The following is a 25187-nucleotide window of genomic DNA, read 5'->3' on the forward strand; positions in this document are numbered from 1 at the left end:
GTGGCAAGCCAACATTTGAGTAACAAGAGAATTTCCTTTAAAATTAAAGATAAGTTATAGAACTAATAAAGGAGCTCTTTATATGATCCATGCTAATAGTACAACCAATCATGCCGGAATAAAGATAACAGGTGATTTCTACGATTTTGAAAAGCTATATGAATCGCTGCATACGATCGTCGGTGAAGAAGGAGAGTATTATCGTTTTGATGGTGCTAGATTGAGAGTCTTGGGCTTTTGCTATGATCTTCGCCATGCGATCATGGGCCACCGGGAAGTAGAGTTTGTTGAAAACGGAATGGATGAGGATAAAATGAAATTCTTATCCATTGTAGGGAGTGATAAAAATATATACCTTTCCTGCACGATCCTTTGGCCAGAAGCGCTTTTTGTGATGATGGCATTGAATGACTTTGTCAATTTGTATGCAAGCAAACAGGCAAAAGGCAGTTACCGAATCTATAGTGATTTTCGTAATATTTGGGATTCCTCGATTACTACTGTCCGCCAGTTTCAAGCAGCTGTTGCAAATTGCATGGAAGAGACAATACCAATAAAATCAATCAATCGAATTTTCAAGTTAATGAATAATGATTATACTTGGACAGATGATTATGTCACACAGTATTTGGACGAATTGAATGTAGCATTCATTGAAATGGATACAGAGAAACGTTTGAAGAATATCTCGATTATGGCAAAACGAATTGCAGAGAAAGGTAAAGGTTATCAACAATTGAAAGAAGCTTTGGAACAAGCGGCACGAGAATATAACTGCCCAGTTTCACAATTAAGAACAGCAACGGAGTATCCTGAATTCATGGATTGGTAGAAGGAGATTTATTTATGGGGAAAAGAAAGCAAAATGATAACTGGGCGGAAGCGAAAAAGAAATGTCGGCTGAATCAGGCGGATATACAAATGGCAAAAGAATTAGGAATGACTCCTAAAAGTTTGTTGAAAAATATCCCTGCTCCAAACCAGCAGTGGAAAGCACCTGTGAAAGTTTGGGTGAGGGAATTATATGAGGTGAAATTTGGTAGGATTATAGAAAGCAATACTGAACAAAGGAGTAAAAAGCATAAAGCTGCAAATCGATATGCTAGGGAGATTGAAGCGGATCATCCTATTGATTTGGAGGATTTGCCATTTTAAATTTATATAATATTTTTTGTATACTCCTGATTATATATCTTTGACAAGAGCACTACTAAAAATGTTGAATTCTTATCTAGTAATACCACACTTAATAATGGCATCCTAAAATCTCTACTAATGGATAGTTATTAGTGTGGTCAAAACCTTTTGATTTAATTTAAATTTCTAATTTTCCAACCTTATATAACTTTTTTATGAAGTATTATTCTCTATTTTTAGAGGAACTTCCAAGACCAATCTGTTTTCATACAGGGTCTCAAATCTATTATACCTCGAGCGATTTTTTACTTTATAGACAATTACACATTCCCAATATAATAATTACCTCCGCATTCCCAAATGCTTCGACTTTATTTGACAAAAAACTTCAATGACAATACCTCCCGTACAATATTATAATGAATATAGATAATTAGAACTAGTATTGCAGAAAGGTGTGATTTATTTGTACTATCAATCTGATTTTATTAATGTTTTATCTGAGGAGAATCCTCCTATATCACCATTAGAAGGTACTTTAGAAATACAAGAAAATCTATTTCAAGGCTTTAAAATAGTCGATATGAATGGTAATGTTTTCGCCAATACTGTTCCAAGTGCTGCAGGTGGAGAGACAATTCATTTTGCTAATGGAGAGACGGCACATGTCCGTGAAAATATAGAAGGGGGCACAACCTTTGATTTCGTTGGGTTAGAAAGTGATATAACAACAAGACCTTCTATCTTTGACCAAGAATCAGTCTACCAAAATGGGGAATATATTGGCACATTAAAGCCCAACTTTATGGGAGACGGGATAAATTTCACCGCACCAGATGGTCAAAATTTATTTTCGGTTACCAATAGTTCTATTGGCGGTGAGCAAATTCATTTTAATTCTTCCCTTTTTGACACAACTACTGCCAGCTCCAATTTTGATTTAGCAAACTCATTTAGTGAGGTTGAGGCTGTTACTTCCCAATTCTCTATGGCTGACCTAGGTGGTTTTGCCCATGGAATGGATGGAATCGACATGCTGGGGTTATTCTAATGGCAGTAAAAATCGAAAATTACTTCAAAGATGCAGCATTTGAATATGAACAAATTGAGAATGATATCAGATCTAAAATGCCTCAGGGCCTATCCGATGAAATATTAGCGTTTGTCCAAGTAAAAACGAATGAAGCTATGCAAAACATATGGAATATTTTTCAATCAAGAAATAATCAATTACAACAAGCGCAAGATTCTATCCCTGAAGAATATACATCACAAGATGTTCAAGCATACTATCAGTCATTTTTTAGAATTACCAATCCAAGTTATATTGCTGCCGATATTAAACGAGTATTGGCATTTAAAGAATTAGAGCAAGATTATTATGATTTCATTAACACAATGGCAAACGGGGAATATGGAGAGCTTTTTCATCGTTATCAATACCCTTCCTCTTTCTTTGACGGAATGAGACGCGGTATAACATTAGATATACAGAAGCTAGCTGAAAGTTTAAAAGAATACACGGATAGTATTGGCCAGCATGCTATTGTTGTTGACTCTGTTAAAAGTGATCAAGCTGGAAAATCTTTAATTAAAGGGGGAGCATCGTTACTTGGCTTGATGATCGGAGTTCCATTTGCCGGTGCAGGAGTCGGTGCACTAATGGGAGACAATAGTGAAGAACGAATAAATAAATCGATTCAAAAGGTATTCAAATCCTGGGATCTGTTTAATGCCAGAATACATACGTTTATCAACGAACTAGAAATACAATATAAATTTGCGATGATAGCGATATATGGAAGCACACTACTACAAGTACATCATCAATTTAAAAATTTGAATGTTCAATTTGATGAACTCCAGCTTATGAAACCTGCTTATTCTCTTACACTTACGAATACTGAAAAAGAAAAGACTAGAGAATGGATTGTAAAAACAACCAATGGTATTCAAAACTTGTTAAAGCTGAAAAAGTATCGACAAGCAATTCAAGTGGCAGCAAAGTTCTTTACTATCGTAAAAAACAACCCTGTCATGGCAAGAACGGTAATAAATGATCAGCAATCAAGTATGTTTATCGCGCATTTATTTTATTATACCGCATACCAGGAAGCACTTTTAGAAGAATATAGAAATGGACATCTTGACAGTTTTTATCAAACCTCCAATTACCTATTTCAAGAGATGTTTATATTAATTGGTGAACAAGATATGCAGAAGATTGGTTTTTCAAGTCCCAGTAAGCTAATTATCCGTATGATTAAAGAATCCGTACGTCGAAACCAAATCGGAGATCTAGTCATTTTCCATGATCATATGGGTAGAGTAATCGATAGAATAGAAAAACAGCATTTTTATGAAGGTGAGAACACGTCAAATAACTTGACTAAGGATATGAGAGGATTATATGCTGCTAGACTATTCTTGATGGATCATCTACATCCTTCTGTTAAACAAGAGAATCCATTATCAAAACGAGATTGGAAAGCACTAATAATCAATGATAAAGAGTTAAATCAACCAGATGCCTTTACAACATTCTTAAAAAAGAAATACTGGCTAGCTGCGGTTTGGCCATGGGGAAATGCTCCGTTCACTTGGATTGGTGCTCACAAAAAGGCTTTAAGTGGTGTTGTTATCAGTATAGGTTTATTAACCGGTGCGTATTTTAACTCTGAGGAAATTTACCAATTCGCCAAAGATAAAATCGGATTTGGACAAGAACAGACGCAAGCTTCAACAGATGAAACAACGAACAAAGAATCAATTTCCTATCATATCACAACTGAATTTGCCAATGTGAGATCTGCTCCTGGTTTAAGTAGCAATGTTTTATTTGTGGCAACTATGGAGGATTCTTTGAAATTCTTAGATCAGCAAAGCATAGATGAGGAAAACAGGGTTTGGTATAAGGTAGAAAATCAGCATGGTGAAATTGGTTGGATTAGTAGTAACATTGTAGCAGAGAGGAATAGTTGAACCATTCGTTAACAAATCCCTTCAATATTTGATCAATATAAAAGCAGCTTATTTATACAAACAAATAAGCTGTTTTTTTATTTCTTTCTCTTTGCTTAGTTCATAAGAAGCGTCATCCTACATCCTAGTTAAGCACCAAAGGATTAAACTGATTTTCCAAGGCAATTTTCCAATTCTTTGTTGCTGGCACTAAGTTGAATTGCAGCACTTCTTGCAATCTACCGCTGATTTCCACTTCATATTGCTGGACAGCAGCCTCCAACCCTTTTTGCACTTTTTTCATGTGATTAGTTACTTCTTCGCTAACATATTCATCATCCAATTCATTAATGGCATTTTCAATTGTTGCAAAAGCATGGATGATATCTTCGAATAAGTACATTGTTTCTTCCATTTGTCTTTCCTTCAGCGCTGATTGAATGTGCAGTACTCCTTCTAAAACTGTTTCCGATAAACCTAATACGTTTTTCATTACATCTAATTGTTTTTCCATCTGTATCACCTTTTCTTTGTTGTAATAAGTAATCTTAAAATAAGAATTACTAATGCAGTGTTTCTGTTCTGTGCAGTTGACCGGATAAATGGTTTACTTCCTCCTGCAATTGCTGGAAAGTCTGATTGATCATTGATCGCTTATATGCTGGTAACTTATGATCTTCTGCTTGGATTGCTAATTCTTTCATTAATCTTAGATTCTGTTCTATTAGTGTTAATAAATTCATTTCTTTGTCAATTTGTTGCATTCTTTCTTCTAATAACTTCTTTTCATTATTATTCAAGGAATCATCCGTTCTATGTAGGCTTATGTTATATATATCGGTCAACATTATTGAAAATGAACTATTATTTGAAATAAGGTGGGATTAATTATTCAAATTCCTTTTTCTAATAAGATCCAATTACTCCTCATATTGTTTTATCTACTATTAAAGTCCAGAACTACTCTAATAGGTTTTTGTCTATATATAGTTTCTTAATTTTTGTTGAAGGGGGAACTTGGTAGATAAATGATGATGGAAAGAAATAATAGGGTTTTTAGCAAATTATGCAAATCATTTTTATTTTAAATGCTTTGTAGTTCAATCTCTTAATCAATAAATTAATTATGAGTCGAAATAGTACTACAGAAGAATCCTTTCAAATTAATTTAAATAGTCATAATCAAAATTTTGACACCCAAACATTATCCACTTCTATGAAATGAACGAAGAACGAAATCGCTTTGCGATGGCTAAAAACCTGAAAAGATAAAACACAAAAACCTAATGAGATAAAAACATTCACATTTATTTCATAATAAAAGAAGAAAAGTATGCCCTTTTATGGTATTGTTTAATCGCCAAACCAAACAAACCAAGAAAGAGAGCATACTTTTCTATGAGAATTATACCACAGAATCGAACAAAAAGGCACCACCATAATACGGCAAATCGATCTCCACCTTCCTTCTATAGAGGAATGCATATAGTTTGAATCTATAGTAGGAGGTAATTATGATGGAGCGATATAAACAAAAAATAGAACTATATTTTGAAGCCGGAATCTTCAAGGGAATACAACGCAGTTTCAGAATTTAATAGACGAGTGTTACAACCTAGATTGGTATAGCTACACGAAATCTACCTTTGGGGGTCCTTTAGCAGTAATGAAATATCTTGGTCGATACACCCATCCTATTGCCATCTCTAATTAGAGGATTCTATCTGTAGATACAGATACAGTCACTATAGGTGTAAAAGATTATAAAGATAACAATAAAAAGAAACAAGTAACTTTGAAGACCAGTGAATTTATTCGCCGATTTTTAATGCATGTTCTTCCAGCCGGGTTTGTGAAAATCAGGTATTACGGATTATTGGCTAACCGAAATAGAAAAACAAAGCTTACTATTTGCCGAAGGCTAACAAGAAATCCTGTCTATAAACCGCAATTTGAGGGTCTTAGTAATACAGAAATTCTGTCTTTATTGTTAGGAAAAGATGTCACCCTGTGTCCTGGGTGTAAAAAAGCACATCTTGAACCCGACGAAAAAGATTCCTCCTGATGAAATAGAACTTCATATATTTAAAAAAGCCTCTTCAGTGGGGAGGGGGAAAGTGTATCTAACATACTGCCTTTCACTGAACCAGAAAGCATGGATGTAAAGTGAAAGAATAAAAAAACAGAGAATCTAAGAGAATTGGAAAGTTTGAATCCCCAAGGGCGAAGCACTAACCCCGCGACTTCATTCTTCTCGGGCAATCAAAAATTTTGCATGAGTAGGTAAATAAAATGACAAGAAGGCACGATGAGCAGAATACATCCGCTTATCGTGCCTTCTTTCCCGCAAAACTTCCGATTGTCCCCTTAACGAACCGTCCCCGCGTTGCCCCTTTAAAGCTTACCCCTATATCATATTTGAAACTTCAATTATAGCTTTTTTAATAAGATCCATGCTTTCATCATTCAATGTATCAATTGTTAAGTGTTTTCTATATTCATTATGTACAAATTTATTTATGTTCTCTCTTTTACCATTATTAATAAAGTCTTTTTTATTATCAGTTAGAAAAAAAGCATAGCCATGAGAATCATGAATAACTGAATTAATAATTCTATAATCGTTTCTATCATTACTTTTTAATTTATTATACACCTCAAAAATATTATTAGAATTTACATTTATATCTGGAAACATAATTCTAAATAAATCTATGTGTGTTTCGTCAAAATCTTCATTACACTCAAAAATAATTTCTGCAACAGGCTCAGTATAACTATAGACAGTTTTATAACGTTGTTCTGCTGGATTTATATTTCTATCATTAATATTTTTAAAAATGTCATCTAAGGTTCCTTGTGTAGTTCTAAGTGTTATTTTCTGATCTAAGTGCCACTCTGTTAATCTATTTACTTTCTCATTTGACCCAATAGTGCTATGTTTTGGCAATAAATTAGTATCTAGATATACCAAAATAAAAGAACCAGTTGTCATTTTTAAATTAACTCCTTATATTTAATTTAAAAAGAGACTCCAGCATAAGCTAGAGCCCCTCTTAATCTGAATAAAAATATTATCCAAGTAATTGTAATACTGCTTGTGGCTTTTGGTTAGCCTGAGCTAGCATCGATTGAGATGCTTGAGAAAGGATGTTTGTACGAGTCATTTCCATCATTTCTTTCGCCATATCAACGTCACGGATACGTGATTCTGCAGCTGATAAGTTCTCAGATGCATTTCCTAAGTTAGAAATTGTATGCTCTAAACGGTTTTGGAATGCACCAAGGTTAGAACGTTGAGATGAAATTGTTTCAATAGCATCATTAATTACGCTGATTGCAGCAGATGCTTTGTCATGTGAAGATACATCCAATGCAAACTCAACATTTTGATTATTTGTTCCATCAGTTACGTTAGATGTTTTAACATATGAAGCTTCAGCACCATTCTTAGCAGTTACAGTACCAGTTTCATCACCACTAACTTTTAGTGCTTGAGCACGCATGTCATTGATTTCAATTGTCATGCTTTGATTAGTGTTAGCACCAACTTGGAAGCTTGCTTGGAAGTTGTCTTCTTTGTTTGAACTAGATGTAGCTTCAGCGTCTTCCATTGTCTCTTTTCCAGCTTTTTGTTCTAGTGTAATACGATCTGCAGAAGCTGAAACATCATACTTTTGGCTTAGTGTTTCATTAGCTGCAATCGCATTTGCTAAATTAGTAGCTTGTTGTGTTTTATCTGATGAGAATAATACCGCTGTACCGTCAGCTAATCCTTTGTGATCAGCATCATCAGTTACTTCAATATTTACACCTTCAACAGAATATTTGCCACCTACTTCAACAGAACTATCTACATTAAATGAGAATTTGCCTTGAGTTGCATCGTTAGTAGGTCCTACAACAAGACCATTCGTCAATGCAGCTCCTGTTGCTTGCATTTCTTTTTCACGAAGGGTAATTTTTCCTCCTTCAGTTGTTGCATCAAAACGATCATTTAATGATGAATCAGCATTAATCGCTGCAGCTAAACTAATAGCCTGCTCTTCTTCACTAGAACCAATATTGAATTCACCTTTTGAAGCATCTGCATTTCCATCAACTGCAGTAAATGTGCTACCACCGATATTAAGTGTAGCTCCTGCTTTTTCAAACGCTGTTGAAAGTTCAAGATTATACTCGCCTCTAACTTCAGTTACACCCTCAGTGGTTGTAGATTTATCAATTGCAGAAGAACCTGATTGAACATCCCCTGTAGAAGTCAATTCAAATGAATTGTTACTTGCTCCATCTTCTTTAGTTCCAGTAATTGTAATATTACCACTGGAATCAGATGAGAAAGAAAAATTTGCAAGGGAACCACTATCACCTTGTTCCGCTTTTACTGCGTTAAATGCATCGACAATTAACTTAGCTTGGTCATCTGCTGAAGTTGTGGAAGCTGAATCAATAACTAAATTTGTTCCAACTTGATTTGTACCTGTAACACCTTCAGAACCATTATTTGTACCTGTAACAGAAATTGTAACTCCTGCGAAAGAGATAGTACCAGACTCACCATCTGTTATTTGATCAACGTTACCAGAATCCCATGTAGCTGCAACCGCTGCAGTACTAGCTGTTGATGCAGTAATAGGAATTGAAGATGAACCTTCAGTTACCTCAGTAATACCTGCAGTATCAACAGAAGCTGCACCAGTTTGTGCCACAGTAACGTCACCGGAAACAGTAATACCACCATTACTATTTAACGAATCTCCCATTGATGTAGTTCCATTAAAAGTGATACCATTGTTATCTCCACCGATAGTTAATCCTTTAAGTTCATTCTCTCCACCATTGTGATTATTCTTGTAATCATTCATTGCTGCAATTAAAGCCGTTGCTTGTTTAGCTGCAGTATCTCCATCACCAGCAGCGGAAGTGTCAACTGTTAATGTTATCGCTCCATCACCATCAATAGTATGGGCAGTACTTGCACCATCAATATCTGATGCATTTATAGTAACCTCAACCCCATTAAATGAGAAAGTACCACTATCCCCGTTAGTCAATTGCGTTAAAGCACCTGAATCCCAAACTGGAGCTTCAGCAGCTACAGCTGTTAACTCAGTACCACCTTTAAATGCACCAGCAGCTGCTCCTTCTTGTAATGTGTTCATTTCAATTTCTTTTACTTCTCCACCACCATTAAGTAGCTTCTGGGTATTGAATTCAGTTGTGTTACCGATACGGTTGATTTCAGAAGTTAACTGGTTCATTTCCTTTTGAATTTCTTCACGGTCAACATCTACGTTTGTATCGTTTGCTGATTGTGTAGCAAGCTCACGCATACGTTGTAGGATGTTTTGAGTTTCTTGTAATGCACCCTCAGCAGTTTGGATCATAGAGATACCATCTTGTGAGTTACGATTTGCTTGGTCTAAACCACGAACTTGCGCACGCATCTTCTCAGAAATCGCTAGACCTGCAGCATCGTCCCCAGCTTTGTTAATACGTAGACCTGAAGATAATTTCTCCATTGAGTTTGAGTTTGCTTGTTGGTTGATTCCCATCTGACGATAAGTATTCAACGCTGGAATATTATTGTTGATAATCATAAGTATATTTCCTCCTTGAGATATATGTTATTTCCACATCCTTGTGGTATCCACCAACGAAAGTGAAAGCGGCCGTCAGTCACTCTCATCAGCTTCTAATAGTATTATCGACATATAGTTCATTATGTTTAGTCATTTTTATAATCTTTTTTCAATAAATTGAATAAATTCTGCGAAAGGTTTGCTGCTTCGTTATTTTCCTGTTGAATTGCTTGATAAACTTCCTGTCGGTGAATATCAATATCCTTTGGTGCAGAGATGCCAAGCTTAATTTGCTCACCCTCAATTTCCAGAACAGTTACTTCTATTTCATCACCTATTTTAATTGTTTCATTAAATTTTCTAGTAAGGACTAACATGTCATTCCTCCTCTTTGGTAGAGGTTTGTTGGAAAATTGCTTCCCTCGTTTTATAGTTTGATTTTAGTGAGATTAATTGTTTGGCATATTTATTGCTATGGTTCATCACTACTGGAGCTTGTAAGTTGGCAGTACTTTTTGTTAGTGGTTCTTTTACTGTAACGATTGCTAATACTCTTACATCTTCTTTTTGCTTTATTTGCAATTGTTTCATGGTAGCATCATCCAGTTTAAATTCATAATCTTGGACAAATAAAAAAGGATCAACCACAACAAAGGCTGGATCTATATTAGCGGTCGATTGGAGAATCTGAAATAGACCGCCTTCTTCAAAGCTTTGTAATATAAATTCTTTTTCCTCCTGAAAGCCAGGAATACCTTGAGGAAATGTTATAATCTCTGCCTCATTCACTTCAACTTCGCCAAAATATTTTGTTTCGATTCGCATATACTACCCCTCTTATATTTCCATTTCAAAATTATTACCGACAAACTTAACATTCATAAAATTGATTTCAATCCAGTTTTTCTGTTCAAGATATACGTCAACACCGCCACGCTGGTAATCGAATTTATTTTCAGTAGGTTGTACATCTATTTGCGGTTTATTCGCTCTTGCCTCAATGTCTACCTCTGCTTGCTCATAATGGAACTTGACCGCATCCCCTGATGGAATCCAGCCAATATTAAATTGCTTCATTGGTCTTTCTCCATTTTGTTTTGCCACTTGTGATAAAGGATTTCCCCCATTTTCAATCTTCATTAACATATCACCTTGTCGCCGTTTTTTCTTAGACCCTTCGACTGCTGTTTGCATTGCTTCATTTGCCATCTTACTGACAGATTGTTCTGTTGAGATAATTCCGACATCCGCTAATGCTTTCGATTGATCAATAGTTAGTTTTCCTGGTTTTGTCGATATTTTCAGATCTGCCTGTGGCTGTTTAATCGTTTGTTTGGCAGGTGCCGCGTCAATCGTTAATTGAGCATTATTCGTCCTGAGTCCAATCATAGCATTTTGTGATTGAATTCGAATTTGAGGTAATTGCATAATAAAACCTCCTTCTTGTTAAAAAGCCTCACCTTTTTTATATAAAGGTAAGGCTTTTGGTTTTATCACTGCGCTAATCGTCTGTAATATCCCCAAGTCAAGTTTCAAGTTGCACGAAGAAAATAAGTTGGGGATAAACAGACGTTAAGCATCCTGATAAGTTTCGCTAATGATCAGTGGGACCCCAACACACCCCACTGATCAAAGTCTCACTTTATCTTAAAAAGTCTAATAAAGTTGGCTGGATAATACGAGCACCTGCACTTAAAGCAGCTCGATGGACTGCCTCTTGTGAGGTCAGGTTCATAATAACTTCTTCTATATCAGCATCTTCATTTTCAGACATCATTGCCTTTGCTGCAACGGTCTGTTCTTGTACACGGTTTTCTATTAATTCAACCCTGTTTTGTCTTGCACCAAGGTCTGCTCTTGCGTTAACATTGTTGTCAATATGTGTATCAATTTTTGTAATAAAAGCTGATATTTCATCATCTTCCACATCAGGATCTTCCAGCTTCTGAGCAAATTCAGTTAAATCTTTGAAGAAGTCCTCATTAAATACTTGATCTGCTTTTGTGTTGACAGTGATAACAGATCCACTGGAAACCTCTATTTTCACATCATTATTATTTCCATCAAAACTGTAGGAAAATTCACCGGAATCTTCATAGCCGCCTTCTACTTTAAATGGCTTTTCACCATCTGCACCCGTGGTTTTTGTTCCACTGAAAATATATTTATTATTTACTTTCGTATTTGCAATTTCCGTTAAATGTTCTCTTAACTGTTTAACCTCTGAAGCAATGTTTCCGCGCTGGCCTTCTTCATAGGTACCATTTGCGCCTTGTACAGCTAATTCCCTGAGACGTACTAATGCTTTTTGGGTTTTATCTAAAGCCGAATCGGTGTTATCTAACCAATTATGTACTTCGCCCATATTACGTTCATACTGCTCTAATTGGTTTACCTGAGTCCTGTAGTCCATCCCTTTCATTGCTACTACTGGATCATCTGATGGTCGATTAATTTTCTTCCCTGTTGATAATTGATCCATATACTTTCCTAAACTGTTATAACTGCTGCTTAAATTACGCAGCATATTGTTTGTCAGCATACTTTGTGTTACACGCATTTAGATTACTTACCTCCCTACTAAGCCCATATTATTAATAATTCGATCAAGCATTTCATCGACAACTGTCATATTTCGGGCTGCCGCATTATACGCATGTTGGTATTGAATCAAGTTTGTCATTTCTTCATCCAGTGATACGGAACTGATCGCCTGGCGTGATTCCAATACTTGTTGTTTTAAGATTTCTGAGTTACCTTGCATCCTTTGTGACTCTTGTGAGATAACACCCAATTCGCCGACTATTGATTCAAAGAAACTTTTGATCGATGTTTTTCCATCTAGTTCCGCATCTTCCGAGATACCATAAGTAGTTTCTAAATCAGCCGTATCATCGCTGTAAATATTAAAATCCTCTGCTAGCTTTGTGTATACATTTGCTAGATTTATGGCGTTCTCTCCATTTCCAGACGATCCGCTAATATTTCCGTCTTCGTCTGTTTCACCGATACCAGCAGCTATTAGATCAGGATCATCTAAAATATCCTGGTTCACACTAATGGATGCCGCTGTTCTTCCATCACCAGTTGCAGGATCAACTTCAAAGAAATCTACCCCTGTATCACCATCAAGACTGTACCCTTCATTATGAACAGCATTAAACTCCTCAACAAAGTTAACAACCATTACATCTAATTCATCTAAGATTTCATTTATTTTTCCTGCAGATGTTCCTGCTGCGTCCGGATTATCATAATCAAAACCTTCCATGTATCCAGCTCCATCAATCAACGACTGTAATTTACCTGGGACATTAAAATCATCTCCATAAATGAATGTGGCTTCATTACCTTCAACATCTAATGAAGCAACCAAATCTTCCACTTGATCTTCAACCGATTTTGAGGAATCTGGCTGTGCAAAAAATACTCCTTGCAAATTATTAGAATCATTAAAGTCAAAGAATAAATGATTGACTGCCTCATCTTCACCTAGAACAACATCTTCACTGCCGTTAACTAAAACAATCGGTGCTTCATTACCTTCAGCATCTTTAGAGTTCTGAATAGTAGTGTCTGCATTCAACGTAATTGTCGCAATTCCCTGTGCTATTGGACTAGGCTGTCCCGAGCTTTTTCTGTAATCCACTTTTATATCAACATAGGCAGATAATTCATCAATCAACCGGTCTCTTTCATCATACAGATCATTTGGCACATAACCATGCGGCTCGATTTTAGAGATTTGACCGTTTAATTGATTGATCTGATCAATTAGTGAGTTTACTGCTGTGTTGTCAACTCCAATTTCACCTTTTAAGTTGTTACGCACTTGCTGTAATGAACCTTCAATATATTGAAAAGCTTCTGCAACTGCCACTCCACGTTCTTTTACTACAGAACGGGCACCGGAATCTTCCGGGTTAACCGCTAAATCCTGTAATGATTGCCAAAATAAATCCATTGTTTGAGATAAACCTTGGTCTGTCGGCTCATTTAAAATAGTCTCAAGCTTTCCTAACATATCTGCCCTTGCTTCATAAAAACCGACCTTCGTATTCTCCTGACGATACTGCTTATCAATAAAACTGTCACGAATACGCTCAATCGATCCAGCTTCTACCCCAGATCCAACCTGCCCGGGAATCTCTGGACGGTTTCTAGTTGCCGGCGGATATGGTGATGACTGAACAAAGTTTACCCGCTGTCTCGTATACCCTTCTGTATTCGCATTGGCAATATTATGCCCTGTTGTATATAAAGCCGATTGCTGTGCATGCAGTGCACGCTTGGCTACCTCTAACCCGTTAAAAGTTGAACCCATTTCTTTTCCTCCTGCTCTAACCCTTTATGCTTTCGAATCAAATACCGAACGTTTCGGCCGCTGCTGCTGTGTCTGACCTGATTGGTTGCCATAGTTGAAATTCTTTAGTGATGGCTGCACCATATCTAATGATAACTGAACAAATTGCAGTGACTGTGTCGTAAGCTGACGGTTTAAGTCTTCCTGACGACGTAATTCCATTAAGAGTTCTGCCAATTTTAATGTAACAGCTTCCAATGCTTTTTGCTCATCACCAGTAGCATGTTCTTCTATGATCGAAGATACCGTTATGTTCGGATCTACCCCTTTTTCTTTCGCCCAGCTTGCAACTGCATCAATTCGCTTTTGTTCGATTTGATTAATTGCCTGCACATGTCTTTGTTCTTTATTTAAAAGTGCTCGTAATGCATCTGTTTTGCCTTCTTTGAGCACTTCTGTTTTCTGTTTGGATAGATTCAGTAAACTTGCATGTAATTCGGTCATTTTTTCTAAAAATTGAATAATTGTTTGAACTGACATTTGGTAGTCTGCCCCTTTAGTTTAAGCTTTCCAGAAATTCATTAACTTCTTGGCTGTTTGCTGCAAGTCTGGTTTGTACTCGCCTTTTTCTACTTGTTGTTTAATTTCATTTACATAGCTTTGGCGGCTGTCTTTAGATTGCATCTCTTTCGCTTTACTGCTGATTTCTAATTGGTCTGATGCTTTTTGTGTTTGTTTTGCCTCTTGCTTTGGAGTATATTTTTGATTGTGATAGGCATTAATTTTCGACTGATTGGGTCCATTGATTTTCATGACCTTTCACCTCTTTCTTTCCGAGCACATAGTTTCTTATTATTATTATCGGCTGTTCTTTTTAAATGTTTAATATATTTTTCAGGTTAGAGGATGGAAGGAGAAGAAAAATGAGGCCTGCCTTTAAGAAAGGAGGCTTATTTATTAATACGTGTAAAGTAAGTTTTTGCTTTGTTTTGTTCTTCCTCTAAATTCCGCTGTTTTACTTGGTTCTCCTGATCAAGCTGGTGTAGATCTGATTGAAATTCCCCAACACAAGAGTCACATATTTTCCCTTTACTTATTTGTTTCCCACAGCGTTCACATGGATACGTCAGATTAGGGAATTGCGATTGGCGCAATCGTTTCTCTTTTACAAAATGTAAAATCAGATCATGTTCCACACCTGTTCCTTCCACGATTTCCGGAATCGTTGCCTGTCTGTTTTCACGGACTTTCAAAAATTTATAGACGATTTCATATTTCTTTTCTTCTTCTTTCACACACTCTGCACATATTGGTCGCGTGACTTTTGCGAATAACTTATCACATCGTTCACAATTTGCGATTTCTGCCATATTGCCTGTCTCCTTTAGTCATCAATCTTCCTTGTTGAAATTATACCATTATCATTCTATTACGTTAAGTTCTATCTATCGAATCAGTGTAAAACTGTCAACTTGTGAACAACCGTCATCTTTTAATAACTTTGCTGCATGATGGATTGTCATTCCGGTTGTATATATATCATCGACCAAAATGACAGGACTGTTTAGTGATTTTGTCAAAATAAAGGGATTTTCTGATTGAATCCGCTCTTTCCTGGTCTTTTTTGATTGTTTTTCCGAACTGGCCGCTTTTCTTGCTAAAGCATTTTCAATCGGTAATTCCAATAATTGCGCAATTGCCTCCGCCTGATTAAATGCCCGCTCATACAATCTTTCCTCTGTTAACGGAATCGGGACAATTTTCGCCTTCCCTTTTGGAAAATGTCTTCTGAACACTTTTTCGATAGATGGTCGAAAAACTTCGATCATCTGATAATCACCTCGGAACTTCCACATTGCGACCAACTCCTGCATAAATGGAGTGTATGTAAAGACAGCACGATTCTTCGATAACACTTTCCCATATGTGACATCTTTGTCCCAAGTCACACAATCAGAACACAAGTCACCCGCCTCCATTTTCCTGCCACACTTCTCACAAATCCCCTCACCAATCAACTCCAGCTTCTCTTCACATTCCTCACACAAAAATCTCTCCACAGGTGGCAGCAAAAAGTTCGACCAAGTTATATCAAGTTGAATTCCTTTCTGGCAGGCATAGCATTCTTTCATAATTTGCTCCCCTTCTCATTCATTTGTTTTATTTGCCTGACTGCATTGACAATTGCATTTGTCTTGCCCTGATGAATCAGCAGCACTTCCCCTGTTGGATCTTGCGGACTTCTCCCAGCCCTCCCGGCAATCTGCACAATCGCCGCTTCATCAAACACCTCATGCCCAGCATCCAGAATCACCACATCAATCGAAGGAAAGGTTACCCCACGCTCCAGAATTGTCGTCGTGATCAACAAATCATACTCCTGATTTCTGTAGGCATTGACTTTCTCCTTCCGCTCCGGATCTTCCGCATGTACTGTCGTAAATGTCAGCGAAAATCCTTTTAGCATCTCCTCCATCTGTGGCAGCATTTCCACTGTTGGAACAAAAAGCAAGAATTGACGCTTTGGTGCTCTGCTTTGTATAAATGTCGTAATACTTTCTGGCAGTTTGGACTGCTTAAGCTTTTTTTGGAGACTAATATCAAGCTGGAGCTTAGGCACTGGCAGTGGATGGCCATGAAATCGGATTGGCACAAATATTACAGGAAGCTGATTCGCTTCGATTCTCCTTTGTTCTTTTTTCCGGGGAGTTGCAGTGAGATAGATGGTGGTTGCATGTGACTTTTTTGCTCGCTGAGATAATTTGTGAAGGTCTTTATCAGTGTGGTATGGGAAGGCGTCAAGCTCGTCAATAATCATAAGGTCAAACGCCTGATGATAGCGGATCAGCTGGTGTGTTGTGGCAATCACTAGCTGGCCTGTTCCTGTTCGCTCTTCTGTGCCGCCATAAAGTGCTTCGATTTCGGTATTGGGAAAAGCCTCTTGGAAGCGTGGATATAACTCGCGGACAACATCTGCTCGTGGTGTAGCAAGGCATATGCTTTTTCCTTCTTTAATTGCTGTGGTGATGCCAGGGAACAGCATTTCTGTTTTACCGGCGCCGCAGACAGCCCAGATTAGCAGTTCTTGTCCTGTGAGCGTGGCAGCCTTTTGAATCGCTTCGGCTGCTTGCAGCTGATGTCTTGTCAGTGATCCCTCCCAGTGACAGGGATTCAGTTGTTCCGGCCAGGCTGCGTCATGTCCTGCCCAAAGGTACAATTTTTCACAAAAAAGGACTCTGCCTGTTCGGAGGCAATTGCGGCAGTAAGGATGTGTCGTATGGCAGCGGGCGCATGGGATCATGGCAAAGTGTTCGCGTTTGGTTGTCATACAGCGATTGCATTGGTAATGGAAGGTATGTTTGGTGATGGCTGGGATTGTTGTGAGTTGATTGGATTGTAATAATTGTTGGATTGATTCGTCTGATAAGTTGATTTCATTTCGAAGCAGAAGTTTTCCTTTGAGGGATTTGGGGTTCATTGTGAAGTGATTCCTCCTTTATTATAGGAGCAGCGAGAAGGGATCTCGCTGCTGATTATACGATATACCAGCCGAGGCCTAGTGCGCCTTCGCCCAGGTGTGTGCCGATAACCGGACCGAAATAGCTGACGGTTACTTCGACATTTGGATATTGTGCTTCTAATTCCTGTTTAATTTTGTTGGCATCTGCTTCTCTGTTGGCATGAATAATGGTTGCCTGAATGGCTTTACCTGTACTTGCATCCTCATCGAAAAGCTGATAGATGCGCTTCATTGCTTTCTTTTCTGTTCGGATTTTTTCAAACGGAACGATCTTCGTATCCTCAAAGTGCAGGATTGGTTTGACTTGAAGCATGCTTCCGATAATAGCTTGCGCTCCATTCAGCCTGCCGCCGCGATGTAAGTGAGATAGATCTGCCACCATAAAATAGGCTCTCATCGATTGTTTGATTTCATTAAGACGTTTGATAATCGTTTGAGCATCTTGGCCTTCTTTGGCTAACTTGGCTGCTTCCAAAACATAAAATCCCTGTGGAATGCAGCTTAGTTCGGAATCGTATGGGAACAATTCAATATTTCCCAGCATCTCTTTTGCTGTAACGGTTGTCTGGTATGTACCACTTATCCCGCTGGATAGTGTGATAAAAATGGCCTGATCATATTCTTTGGATAGCTGTTCCAATGTTTCTATAATGACACCAATCGATGGCTGGGATGTTTTAGGCAGCTGATCAACTGATTTTACTTTTTGATAGAATTCTTCTGATGTTATGTCGATTTCTTCACGGTATGTACTATCACCGAATACGACACTTAATGGCACCATATGAATATTATGTTCATCTCTTATTTGTTCAGGTATGTATGAAGTACTATCTGTAACAATTGCGACCTTCATCTAATCGATTCCTTCCTGTTAAATTTCTTGACTTTTATCACAGCGCCAATCGTCTGTAATACCACCAATTCAAGATTCACGAAAATATTAAATGGAGGATAAACAGAAGCTAAGCATCCTGATATGTTACGCTAATAATCAGTGAGGGATACAAAAAACTCCCACTGATCAAAGTCTCACTTTATTTTACCTAACAATCTGGTATATGCCTAGTAAAAAGTTACAATTGGTGAATTATATTATGGTTTCTATCGGGCGGGGAATCGTTTGAAGTTGATCTCGACTTCTTCATTTTACTGTTCAAACGATTTTCGTTCACTTTGATTTTTTCCTATCATAACTCTTTTTCTTCTTTTGACTTTTGATAGGTTGAAGCTGTCTTCCTATCATAACTCTTCTACTCCACCCGACTTTTGATAGGTTGAAGCGGTTTTCCTATCATAACTCCTCTACTCACGCTGACTTTTGATAGGTTGAAGCGGTTTTCCTATCATAACTCTTCTACTCCAGCCGACTTTTGTTAGGTTAAACCAGTTTTCCTATCAAAACTCCTCTACTCACACTGACTTTTGATAGGTTGAACCATTTTCCCATCATGCCCCTCCACCTTCTGCTCAATTCGCCTGCAAAAATCCTCCCCAATAAAAAAATAGCTCTAACGCTAGAGCTATTTTTACTATTATAATATTTCGACCCAGCCTTTTTTGATTGCGATAACGACTGCCTGGGTACGGTCTTTTACTTTCATTTTCTGCAGAATACTGCTCACATGGTTCTTCACTGTTTTTTCACTAATGTATAATGATTCGGAAATACCTTTGTTGCTTTTTCCTTCTGCAAGCAGCTGAAGCACCTGGCACTCTCTTCTTGTAAGAAGGTGAAGTGGTTTGCGGTGATCGATTTTCTTCAATTTGGACAATGTATTGTCTGATCCGTATAATGCATCCTCTTCGGAAATTAGACGGCGATATTCTTTGACAAGATTGTGGGTTACTTTCGGATGAAGGTAAGAACCGCCTTCGCTGACTACTGTAATTGCTTCAATCAGTGCATCAGAATCCATTTCTTTTAACAGATAACCTTGGGCACCTGATTTTAAAGCATGTGTGACATAGTTCTCATCATCATGAATCGAAAGAATGATAACTTTGACACCAGGGTAGGTGTTCAGCAATTCAGAAGTTGCTTCCACTCCATTGACACTTGGCATGTTTATATCCATTAATACTACGTCAGGTTTGTGTTTTTTTACTAGTTCAATTGCCATTGAGCCATCGTCACCTTCAGCCAGAACGTTAAACTCTGATTCTAACTCAAGGATTCGTTTAACTCCCTCTCGGAATAATTTGTGGTCATCGATTAGTATAATATTTGTTGTCATATAGTAAGTCCTCCTCAAATTTCTTCTTTCATCTATACCGTAAAGTTAATTATGTCTGAAAGTTTGCTAATCTCTATTATTATACACATTCTCTTAGAATTGTGGAATTTTAAGCTGTCAGAGGGATTTGGATGAATATCTTCGTACCTTCCCCTACTTTTGTATCAATCTTTAATTCTCCACCTAACATATCCAGTCGCTCATTCATTCCGATGATGCCGAAAGATTTCTCTTTTCTGTTTTCACAGTCAAAGCCGACCCCATTATCGCGGATAACAGCCATTACCTGTTCTTTTCTAATCTCCAGGATGACGTCAATCCGCTCTGCTTCGGCATGCTTAATTGCATTTTGAATGGACTCCTGAATTAACCGGAATAATGCTACCTCATATTGACTCGGCAGTCTTTCCTGATGTGACCGGTATTGGAAATGAATATTCGGATGTTGATCTTCCAGTGTCGCAATATATTTTTTTATTGTTGGTACTAATCCCAAGTCATCAAGTGCCATTGGGCGTAAGTCGTAGATAATCCGTCTTACCTCCTGAAGAGAGGAACGGATCAGTGTCCGGACACTTTGCATTTCTTTTAAGGCAGTTTCTGTGTCCCCTTTGCGGTACGTTCTGTCCACAATTTCTGATCGCAGCAGGATATTCGCTAACATTTGGGCAGGTCCGTCATGCATCTCGCGTGACAGTTTTCTTCTTTCTTCTTCCTGTGCCTCAATAATCTGCAAACCAAATGCCTGCTTTTCTTGTGCATCCTGAAGCAAATTGGATATCTGCATGAAATCTTCACTTAAGTAATTAAGGACGATGGAGATTTTCCCCATTAACCCTTCCGCACGTTCGACCATTACTTCAATCGACTTTAATCTTCTTTCAAGATCATCGCGCCTTTCTCTTAGCGCTTTTTCCTTATCACGTTTTACAATAAAATCTGATTGCATCTGGTGTGCGTTATCATATGCTTCTCTGATCGAATCTTCTGAATAGACAGAGAAATTCTTGCTGACGATGGATAATTTATTTCTTGCCAGTTTTGATTTTTTCTCGAGCTGATCGCCTTCTTCAATCACAATAATGACTTTTTCCTTTAAATCATCCAGTTCTTTACTGATTCGCTCATATTCTTTCCGGGATTCTTCTGCAATATGAAAAACTTCATCTTTACTGTTTTTTACTGTATCTATCATTTCATGTATAATATAATCTAAATCACGGTCACTTGTTTCCAACATTTTTACCTCTCACCACCTAGTTTCAATGACATATTTCGAAATGCTTAGTACTATTTGTGGGGGCCTTTTCGCATTTTATTTTTTAAAATTTTCTATGTATTGATTTTACACCTAATCTGAAGAAATATACAAATAATACCCAGGAGGGGAATAGAATGCTTGATCAATATTATACTGTTAAATTAGAAGGATCTGATGAACAAATCATTCAGAAATCCCGATTTATTGGTTATGTGAAACGGGTGGAAACAGAAGAAGCTGCCCAGCAATTTATCCAGGAAATAAAAAAGAAACATGCTGATGCGACACATAACTGTTCTGCCTATATGATCGGTGATAATGATCAGATCCAGAAAGCGAATGATGATGGTGAACCAAGCGGAACAGCCGGTGTTCCTATTCTGGAAGTCCTAAAAAAAAGACAGTTAAAAGACACTGCCGTTGTTGTTACACGATATTTTGGCGGAATTAAACTTGGTGCTGGCGGGCTTATTCGTGCATATGCAGGTACAACGTCATTAGCAATTAATACGACAGGTGTTGTAGAACGAAAGAAAATGAACCAGTTTCTCGTAACAATAGATTACACATTATTAGGCAAATTGGAAAACGAAGTACGACAGACAGACTATCTTCTGGATCAAATTGATTATTTAGATCAAGTGACACTTCAAATATATGTAAACAGCGGGGAAGAAGAGCCATTTAAAAACTGGATCATTGATATTACCAGCGGGACAGCACAGATCATGCAAGGTGATTCGAAATATGTAGAGATCGACGTTCCTAATCCTTAGAAAGGATCCTTTGTTCAGTGTTAGCGAACTTAGCGTCTGCGATAAAATGACTGGCAGAGAAGGCTCTGCCGCCGCGAAAACAGGGAGCAGCAGTATCGGCATGGCAACTGAAGCATCCTTTACCCGGTTGCAATGCCGTTCCTCTCATCCCCTGTTTGAACACTTACTATTCCCCGGGAAATAACAGGTTGGAATACAGTTATCTATTATCTTTTGCAGGTAATAGATTCGATTGCCTTATTTCTTTCGATAAAATTTTAATAAAATCTTCCGAATTATTAATTTGTTTACTTTCTGTTTGATTTAACATTTTTTCTAAAATATTGCGGTATATCTCCTGCTCCGACAAATCTTCACCTCTTTTGTATCCATCTTCTATATCATATGTATTTCGTCGTCATTCGTGTTTTTATGTCTGTTTCATAGAATTGCAGAAAAGCTGGTAAGTCCGGTGAATGAAACTTATGCCATCTGACCAGCTGATGTGAGGTAAAGAAAAAGTCAGCATTAGTATGTAAGAGAGGTCTGCTAGATTAAGTTGTGACACTTCATACTACCCCTCATTATCCAATCCGACTGATTCTATATATTCAGGCATTATTGTCAAGTTTTGGTTATTCACATCATTTTCTAGCTTACAATATTGTACAAAAAAAAGCAAAAAAAAATTATGTCTTTTCACAAACTTTATTATATAAGACTTTAGTCAATTGGGGGGTGTATTCCCCACCTGCTTTCCTCGAATTATATTGAATCTAGAGGCGGGGAATTACAGACGATTAGCACTGTACTCAAGAATTTACCGAAAGTTTATTGAGCCGTTTTTCGTATTGTTCATGGGACGTTCGGTAAAAATCCTGTTATTGATCAAGATATGTTATCGTTTTCATCTTATAGATATATTCTTTTCATTACTGTTTCTTATTAAGCAAACGAGAATCAGAGGGCTATTTGGGGAAGTCAATTTAATACTGCACTTAGTGTTAATCGATTATCAATAATATGGATCAATCGGCCAAGACCATTTATGGAAGATGATATACAAATACTTGTTGAGAAGGCCGAATCACCAGCGTTTCCTAGTTATCAAGCGTTAATCAAAGGAGTATTCACTTTTGTCATGGTAAGCACTAGGCTTAGTCCTTGAGTAAAAGTTGTAACAATCGTCATTGCTTTGTCTTGTTTCGAGAGTGTTTGCGGGACATCGTTATCCTCTGGATGTGGTTGTCGGGTTCTTGCTTGGAGGTTTCATCACTTTAATGATATGATACTTTCTCATACATAAGTAAAAATCGCATTCGCTCGTCTTTTATCGAATGGATTAGTTTTTCTTATACGTGGAACTTCAGAATTTCTACTTCGTCGATCAAAGCGTCGTTGCAGGAATGCTTTCCTAACGTATAAGAAAAAAGTCAGGCACTCTACCTAGTAGCTGACACCATTAAACCTGCATGTTTTAATGGCTCTTTTTCCATTTGCTAAATTCAACAAATTCCTGAAATTCTTTCTTACTGATGCCAGAGCGCATCGCCTCTTCTGCTAATTTCAGCCAGTCTTCATCAAGCTGGGCACGAATAGCCTGGTCATCCTGACTTAATAATAGTTCATTTACTGTTACGCCTAACACTTTCCCTATTTTTTCCATAAATTGAATACTAGGATTGGATTGGATTCCTCGTTCAATTGAACTTAAATATGATTTTGCTACACCAGCTTGTTCTGCCACTTCAGAAAGTGACATTCTTTTGTTTTTTCTTAGTTCCTGTATCTTTTGACCAATCATCACTATTCACCTACTTTTCTATTTACGTCCTTTATTATAGCATATCCAGGAATAATCGTTCTATATAAAGTTGTATTTTTTGTCGAAATTAAGAAGAAACCGTGATCAAATGGGCGGTTCAGAGGAAAAAATAGTTAATTATTACTATATAAGTTCTCAATGCAGAATGATTAAATAGTCCGTTTTTGTCCTGCATACACTGTAAGTAAATTATCATGTGATTCTCTTCCATTATTTTGATACAATATATTTTATTAGTAACTAAAGGGAGAAAAAATATGTCAGATAAGCAAACGAATCGGCCGCTTGTATTAATTGCACTCGTTCTTTCCATGTTCATGGCAGCTATCGAAGGAACCATTGTTGCTACTGCCATGCCTAATATTGTTGCGGATTTAGGCGGGTTTACATTATACAGCTGGGTTTTTTCCAGTTTCCTGTTAATGCAAGCCATTACAACAATGATCTATGGTAAGTTAGCTGATTTATTCGGCCGGAAACCAGTTTTTATGTTCGGTGTAATGATCTTTCTTATCGGCTCCATTCTTTGTGGATTAGCAGAATCGATGGCAGCACTTGTTGTTTTCAGACTGATTCAGGGAATCGGTGCCGGTGCGATCCAGCCAATTGTCACTACCATTGTCGGGGACATGTATACGATGAAGGAGCGCGCCAAGGTACAAGGCTACCTAGCCAGTGTATGGGGCATTTCGTCAGTAATCGGACCACTTCTCGGTGGAGTAATTGTCCAGTTTGTTGACTGGGCATGGATATTCTGGATGAACATCCCGCTCGGAATTTTTGGAATTATCGGGGTATACCGCTTCTTCCATGAAGAAGTAAGTAAAGAGAAAAAATCAATTGATTATGCTGGTTCTGCTTTATTTCTGATTGGAATTTCGGCATTAATCAGTGTATTTGTCCAGGCAGGAACAGTCTGGGAATGGCTTTCCTTTGAATCATTGTCACTGCTGCTTTTATTTATCGTCTGTATGGTTCTTTTTATCTGGCAGGAGACGAAAGCTGTTTCGCCAATGATGCCATTATTTTTATGGAAAGACAGATTAATTATTGTTGCCAATCTTGCTACATTACTTTCCGGAATGATTATATTAGGGCTCTCGAGCTTTCTTCCTACATATGTTCAAGGTGTTATGGAGCAAACGGCTATTGTCGCAGGATTTGCTTTAAGCACGATGTCGATTGGATGGCCCATCTTTGCTACTGTTGCCGGTCATTTGGTTTTGAAAATCGGCTTTCGGGCAACTGCTTTATTAGGTGGAACTGCTTTATTAATCGGGACTTTCCTTTTTTCTATCCTTGATCCAAGTAAAGGGCCGGTCTATGCAGCGATAAGTTCATTTGTTGTTGGTGTCGGAATGGGACTGACAAGCACAACCTTCATTGTCGCTATCCAGAATCATGTAGACTGGAGCGTTCGCGGTGCTGCAACTTCGTTAAATATGTTTATGCGGATTATCGGCAGTGCTGTTGGTGCTTCCTTTCTTGGTGGATTAATGAATCAGCAGATGCAAAGCTATTTTCAGGGTAAAGAAGTCAATGTAGATATCAGCAATACGGAAATATTGCTTGATGAGTCGATGCGTCAGACAATGCCTGCAGATGA

Annotated in this window: 26 protein-coding genes and 1 pseudogene; 8 read left to right on the forward strand and 19 right to left on the reverse strand. The window is 37.7% G+C overall.

What is annotated here, in order from left to right:
- Nucleotides 1–82 precede the first annotated feature (82 nt).
- The 4 genes from F9U64_RS00090 to F9U64_RS00105 all read left to right on the forward strand — a co-directional run bounded on the left by F9U64_RS00090 (nt 83) and on the right by F9U64_RS00105 (nt 4119).
- Nucleotides 83–832 carry a DUF6904 family protein gene (locus tag F9U64_RS00090; RefSeq protein ID WP_153400745.1) on the forward strand — a complete coding sequence of 250 codons (750 nt, stop codon included), beginning with the start codon at nt 83–85 and terminating at the stop codon, nt 830–832.
- Nucleotides 833–846: 14 nt separating this feature from the next.
- Nucleotides 847–1155: a hypothetical protein gene (locus tag F9U64_RS00095; RefSeq protein ID WP_153400746.1), complete on the forward strand. Its 309-nt coding sequence runs from the start codon at nt 847–849 to the stop codon at nt 1153–1155.
- Nucleotides 1156–1603: 448 nt separating this feature from the next.
- Nucleotides 1604–2188 carry a hypothetical protein gene (locus F9U64_RS00100; protein ID WP_153400747.1) on the forward strand — a complete coding sequence of 195 codons (585 nt, stop codon included), beginning with the start codon at nt 1604–1606 and terminating at the stop codon, nt 2186–2188.
- Complete coding sequence (locus F9U64_RS00105) at nt 2188–4119, forward strand: SH3 domain-containing protein (RefSeq protein WP_153400748.1); 1932 nt, start codon at nt 2188–2190, stop codon at nt 4117–4119. Before F9U64_RS00100 ends, F9U64_RS00105 begins: the two co-directional genes overlap by 1 nt.
- 124 nt (nt 4120–4243) lie before the next feature.
- Here F9U64_RS00105 and F9U64_RS00110 read toward each other — a convergent pair whose 3' ends face one another.
- Nucleotides 4244–4612: a DUF8042 domain-containing protein gene (locus F9U64_RS00110; RefSeq protein WP_153400749.1), complete on the reverse strand. Its 369-nt coding sequence runs from the start codon at nt 4610–4612 to the stop codon at nt 4244–4246.
- Nucleotides 4613–4661: 49 nt separating this feature from the next.
- A complete protein-coding gene (locus F9U64_RS00115) occupies nt 4662–4898 on the reverse strand; it encodes a hypothetical protein (protein WP_153400750.1) in 237 nt (78 codons plus the stop codon).
- A gap of 782 nt (nt 4899–5680) precedes the next feature.
- On the opposite strand from F9U64_RS00115, the pseudogene F9U64_RS00125 reads away from it, so the two are divergent.
- Nucleotides 5681–6163 (forward strand): annotated as a pseudogene (locus F9U64_RS00125) (IS91 family transposase); the annotation flags it as partial.
- Between the two features lie 342 nt (nt 6164–6505).
- Here F9U64_RS00125 and F9U64_RS00130 read toward each other — a convergent pair.
- From F9U64_RS00130 to F9U64_RS00185, 12 genes are all read right to left on the reverse strand, one after another.
- Nucleotides 6506–7093 carry a hypothetical protein gene (locus F9U64_RS00130; RefSeq protein ID WP_153400751.1) on the reverse strand — a complete coding sequence of 196 codons (588 nt, stop codon included), beginning with the start codon at nt 7091–7093 and terminating at the stop codon, nt 6506–6508.
- 79 nt (nt 7094–7172) lie between these two features.
- Complete coding sequence (locus F9U64_RS23450) at nt 7173–9698, reverse strand: flagellin N-terminal helical domain-containing protein (protein WP_153400752.1); 2526 nt, start codon at nt 9696–9698, stop codon at nt 7173–7175.
- A 128-nt stretch (nt 9699–9826) separates the two neighbouring features.
- Nucleotides 9827–10057, reverse strand: coding sequence for a carbon storage regulator CsrA (gene csrA / locus F9U64_RS00140; protein ID WP_153400753.1), 231 nt, complete (start codon nt 10055–10057; stop codon nt 9827–9829).
- 1 nt (nt 10058) lies between these two features.
- Nucleotides 10059–10505, reverse strand: a complete 447-nt coding sequence (fliW, locus tag F9U64_RS00145) for a flagellar assembly protein FliW (RefSeq protein ID WP_153400754.1) — start codon at nt 10503–10505, stop codon at nt 10059–10061.
- 12 nt (nt 10506–10517) lie between these two features.
- Entirely contained in the window at nt 10518–11108 is a 591-nt protein-coding gene (locus F9U64_RS00150; RefSeq protein ID WP_153400755.1) for a DUF6470 family protein, read from the reverse strand.
- Between the two features lie 214 nt (nt 11109–11322).
- The gene (gene flgL, locus F9U64_RS00155; RefSeq protein ID WP_153400756.1) at nt 11323–12240 is read right to left on the reverse strand and encodes a flagellar hook-associated protein FlgL; all 918 of its coding nucleotides are present in this window, start codon (nt 12238–12240) and stop codon (nt 11323–11325) included.
- A gap of 9 nt (nt 12241–12249) precedes the next feature.
- Nucleotides 12250–14004, reverse strand: coding sequence for a flagellar hook-associated protein FlgK (flgK, locus tag F9U64_RS00160; protein WP_153400757.1), 1755 nt, complete (start codon nt 14002–14004; stop codon nt 12250–12252).
- A 24-nt stretch (nt 14005–14028) separates the two neighbouring features.
- Nucleotides 14029–14523 (reverse strand): flagellar protein FlgN, encoded by a 495-nt coding sequence (locus tag F9U64_RS00165; RefSeq protein WP_153400758.1) that lies wholly within the window; start codon nt 14521–14523, stop codon nt 14029–14031.
- Between the two features lie 21 nt (nt 14524–14544).
- Nucleotides 14545–14796 carry a flagellar biosynthesis anti-sigma factor FlgM gene (gene flgM / locus F9U64_RS00170; protein WP_153400759.1) on the reverse strand — a complete coding sequence of 84 codons (252 nt, stop codon included), beginning with the start codon at nt 14794–14796 and terminating at the stop codon, nt 14545–14547.
- A 137-nt stretch (nt 14797–14933) separates the two neighbouring features.
- Complete coding sequence (locus F9U64_RS00175) at nt 14934–15353, reverse strand: TIGR03826 family flagellar region protein (protein ID WP_153400760.1); 420 nt, start codon at nt 15351–15353, stop codon at nt 14934–14936.
- Between the two features lie 75 nt (nt 15354–15428).
- Entirely contained in the window at nt 15429–16115 is a 687-nt protein-coding gene (locus F9U64_RS00180) for a ComF family protein (RefSeq protein ID WP_153400761.1), read from the reverse strand.
- Nucleotides 16112–17200 (reverse strand): ATP-dependent helicase ComFA, encoded by a 1089-nt coding sequence (locus F9U64_RS00185; RefSeq protein ID WP_323125806.1) that lies wholly within the window; start codon nt 17198–17200, stop codon nt 16112–16114. The genes F9U64_RS00180 and F9U64_RS00185 overlap by 4 nt, the downstream gene beginning before the upstream one ends.
- Nucleotides 17201–17260: 60 nt before the next feature.
- Here F9U64_RS00185 and F9U64_RS23325 point away from each other — a divergent pair, with 60 nt between their 5' ends.
- Nucleotides 17261–17383 carry a hypothetical protein gene (locus F9U64_RS23325; protein WP_266095236.1) on the forward strand — a complete coding sequence of 41 codons (123 nt, stop codon included), beginning with the start codon at nt 17261–17263 and terminating at the stop codon, nt 17381–17383.
- Nucleotides 17384–17516: 133 nt separating this feature from the next.
- Here the strand turns inward: F9U64_RS23325 and F9U64_RS00190 are convergent, their stop codons facing one another.
- The 3 genes from F9U64_RS00190 to F9U64_RS00200 form a co-directional block, all read right to left on the reverse strand.
- Entirely contained in the window at nt 17517–18359 is an 843-nt protein-coding gene (locus tag F9U64_RS00190) for a DegV family protein (protein WP_153400763.1), read from the reverse strand.
- 679 nt (nt 18360–19038) lie between these two features.
- Nucleotides 19039–19740 (reverse strand): response regulator transcription factor, encoded by a 702-nt coding sequence (locus tag F9U64_RS00195; protein ID WP_153400764.1) that lies wholly within the window; start codon nt 19738–19740, stop codon nt 19039–19041.
- Between the two features lie 109 nt (nt 19741–19849).
- The gene (locus F9U64_RS00200) at nt 19850–20980 is read right to left on the reverse strand and encodes a sensor histidine kinase (RefSeq protein WP_153400765.1); all 1131 of its coding nucleotides are present in this window, start codon (nt 20978–20980) and stop codon (nt 19850–19852) included.
- Between the two features lie 155 nt (nt 20981–21135).
- Between F9U64_RS00200 and F9U64_RS00205 the strand changes: the two genes are divergently transcribed.
- Entirely contained in the window at nt 21136–21777 is a 642-nt protein-coding gene (locus F9U64_RS00205; RefSeq protein WP_153400766.1) for a YigZ family protein, read from the forward strand.
- A gap of 199 nt (nt 21778–21976) precedes the next feature.
- On the opposite strand, the gene F9U64_RS00210 is transcribed toward F9U64_RS00205, so the two are convergent.
- Both F9U64_RS00210 and F9U64_RS00215 read right to left on the reverse strand, forming a co-directional pair.
- Nucleotides 21977–22126 (reverse strand): hypothetical protein, encoded by a 150-nt coding sequence (locus F9U64_RS00210; RefSeq protein WP_153400767.1) that lies wholly within the window; start codon nt 22124–22126, stop codon nt 21977–21979.
- A 1107-nt stretch (nt 22127–23233) separates the two neighbouring features.
- Nucleotides 23234–23560 carry a helix-turn-helix domain-containing protein gene (locus tag F9U64_RS00215; protein ID WP_153400768.1) on the reverse strand — a complete coding sequence of 109 codons (327 nt, stop codon included), beginning with the start codon at nt 23558–23560 and terminating at the stop codon, nt 23234–23236.
- 278 nt (nt 23561–23838) lie between these two features.
- On the opposite strand from F9U64_RS00215, the gene F9U64_RS00220 reads away from it, so the two are divergent.
- Nucleotides 23839–25187: MDR family MFS transporter (locus tag F9U64_RS00220; RefSeq protein ID WP_228275531.1), on the forward strand; the 1349-nt coding region annotated here is incomplete at its 3' end.

This window comes from Gracilibacillus oryzae (genome assembly GCF_009498735.1).
Taxonomy (GTDB): Bacteria; Bacillota; Bacilli; order Bacillales; family Amphibacillaceae; genus Gracilibacillus; species Gracilibacillus oryzae.

Excerpts from the sequence above, each read along its gene's own strand:
- F9U64_RS00195 (WP_153400764.1), bottom strand. The coding sequence starts at position 19,740 with ATGACAACAAATATTATACTAATCGATGACCACAAATTATTCCGAGAG.
- F9U64_RS00095 (WP_153400746.1), top strand. The coding sequence starts at position 847 with ATGGGGAAAAGAAAGCAAAATGATAACTGGGCGGAAGCGAAAAAGAAA.
- F9U64_RS00205 (WP_153400766.1), top strand. The coding sequence starts at position 21,136 with ATGCTTGATCAATATTATACTGTTAAATTAGAAGGATCTGATGAACAA.
- F9U64_RS23325 (WP_266095236.1), top strand. The coding sequence starts at position 17,261 with ATGGCAGCGGGCGCATGGGATCATGGCAAAGTGTTCGCGTTTGGTTGT.
- F9U64_RS00200 (WP_153400765.1), bottom strand. The coding sequence starts at position 20,980 with ATGTTGGAAACAAGTGACCGTGATTTAGATTATATTATACATGAAATG.
- F9U64_RS00175 (WP_153400760.1), bottom strand. The coding sequence starts at position 15,353 with ATGGCAGAAATCGCAAATTGTGAACGATGTGATAAGTTATTCGCAAAA.
- F9U64_RS23450 (WP_153400752.1), bottom strand. The coding sequence starts at position 9,698 with ATGATTATCAACAATAATATTCCAGCGTTGAATACTTATCGTCAGATG.
- F9U64_RS00150 (WP_153400755.1), bottom strand. The coding sequence starts at position 11,108 with ATGCAATTACCTCAAATTCGAATTCAATCACAAAATGCTATGATTGGA.
- fliW (WP_153400754.1), bottom strand. The coding sequence starts at position 10,505 with ATGCGAATCGAAACAAAATATTTTGGCGAAGTTGAAGTGAATGAGGCA.
- F9U64_RS00110 (WP_153400749.1), bottom strand. The coding sequence starts at position 4,612 with ATGGAAAAACAATTAGATGTAATGAAAAACGTATTAGGTTTATCGGAA.
- F9U64_RS00105 (WP_153400748.1), top strand. The coding sequence starts at position 2,188 with ATGGCAGTAAAAATCGAAAATTACTTCAAAGATGCAGCATTTGAATAT.
- F9U64_RS00165 (WP_153400758.1), bottom strand. The coding sequence starts at position 14,523 with ATGTCAGTTCAAACAATTATTCAATTTTTAGAAAAAATGACCGAATTA.
- F9U64_RS00215 (WP_153400768.1), bottom strand. The coding sequence starts at position 23,560 with ATGATTGGTCAAAAGATACAGGAACTAAGAAAAAACAAAAGAATGTCA.
- F9U64_RS00090 (WP_153400745.1), top strand. The coding sequence starts at position 83 with ATGATCCATGCTAATAGTACAACCAATCATGCCGGAATAAAGATAACA.
- F9U64_RS00190 (WP_153400763.1), bottom strand. The coding sequence starts at position 18,359 with ATGAAGGTCGCAATTGTTACAGATAGTACTTCATACATACCTGAACAA.
- csrA (WP_153400753.1), bottom strand. The coding sequence starts at position 10,057 with ATGTTAGTCCTTACTAGAAAATTTAATGAAACAATTAAAATAGGTGAT.
- F9U64_RS00180 (WP_153400761.1), bottom strand. The coding sequence starts at position 16,115 with ATGAAAGAATGCTATGCCTGCCAGAAAGGAATTCAACTTGATATAACT.
- F9U64_RS00130 (WP_153400751.1), bottom strand. The coding sequence starts at position 7,093 with ATGACAACTGGTTCTTTTATTTTGGTATATCTAGATACTAATTTATTG.
- flgK (WP_153400757.1), bottom strand. The coding sequence starts at position 14,004 with ATGGGTTCAACTTTTAACGGGTTAGAGGTAGCCAAGCGTGCACTGCAT.
- flgL (WP_153400756.1), bottom strand. The coding sequence starts at position 12,240 with ATGCGTGTAACACAAAGTATGCTGACAAACAATATGCTGCGTAATTTA.
- flgM (WP_153400759.1), bottom strand. The coding sequence starts at position 14,796 with ATGAAAATCAATGGACCCAATCAGTCGAAAATTAATGCCTATCACAAT.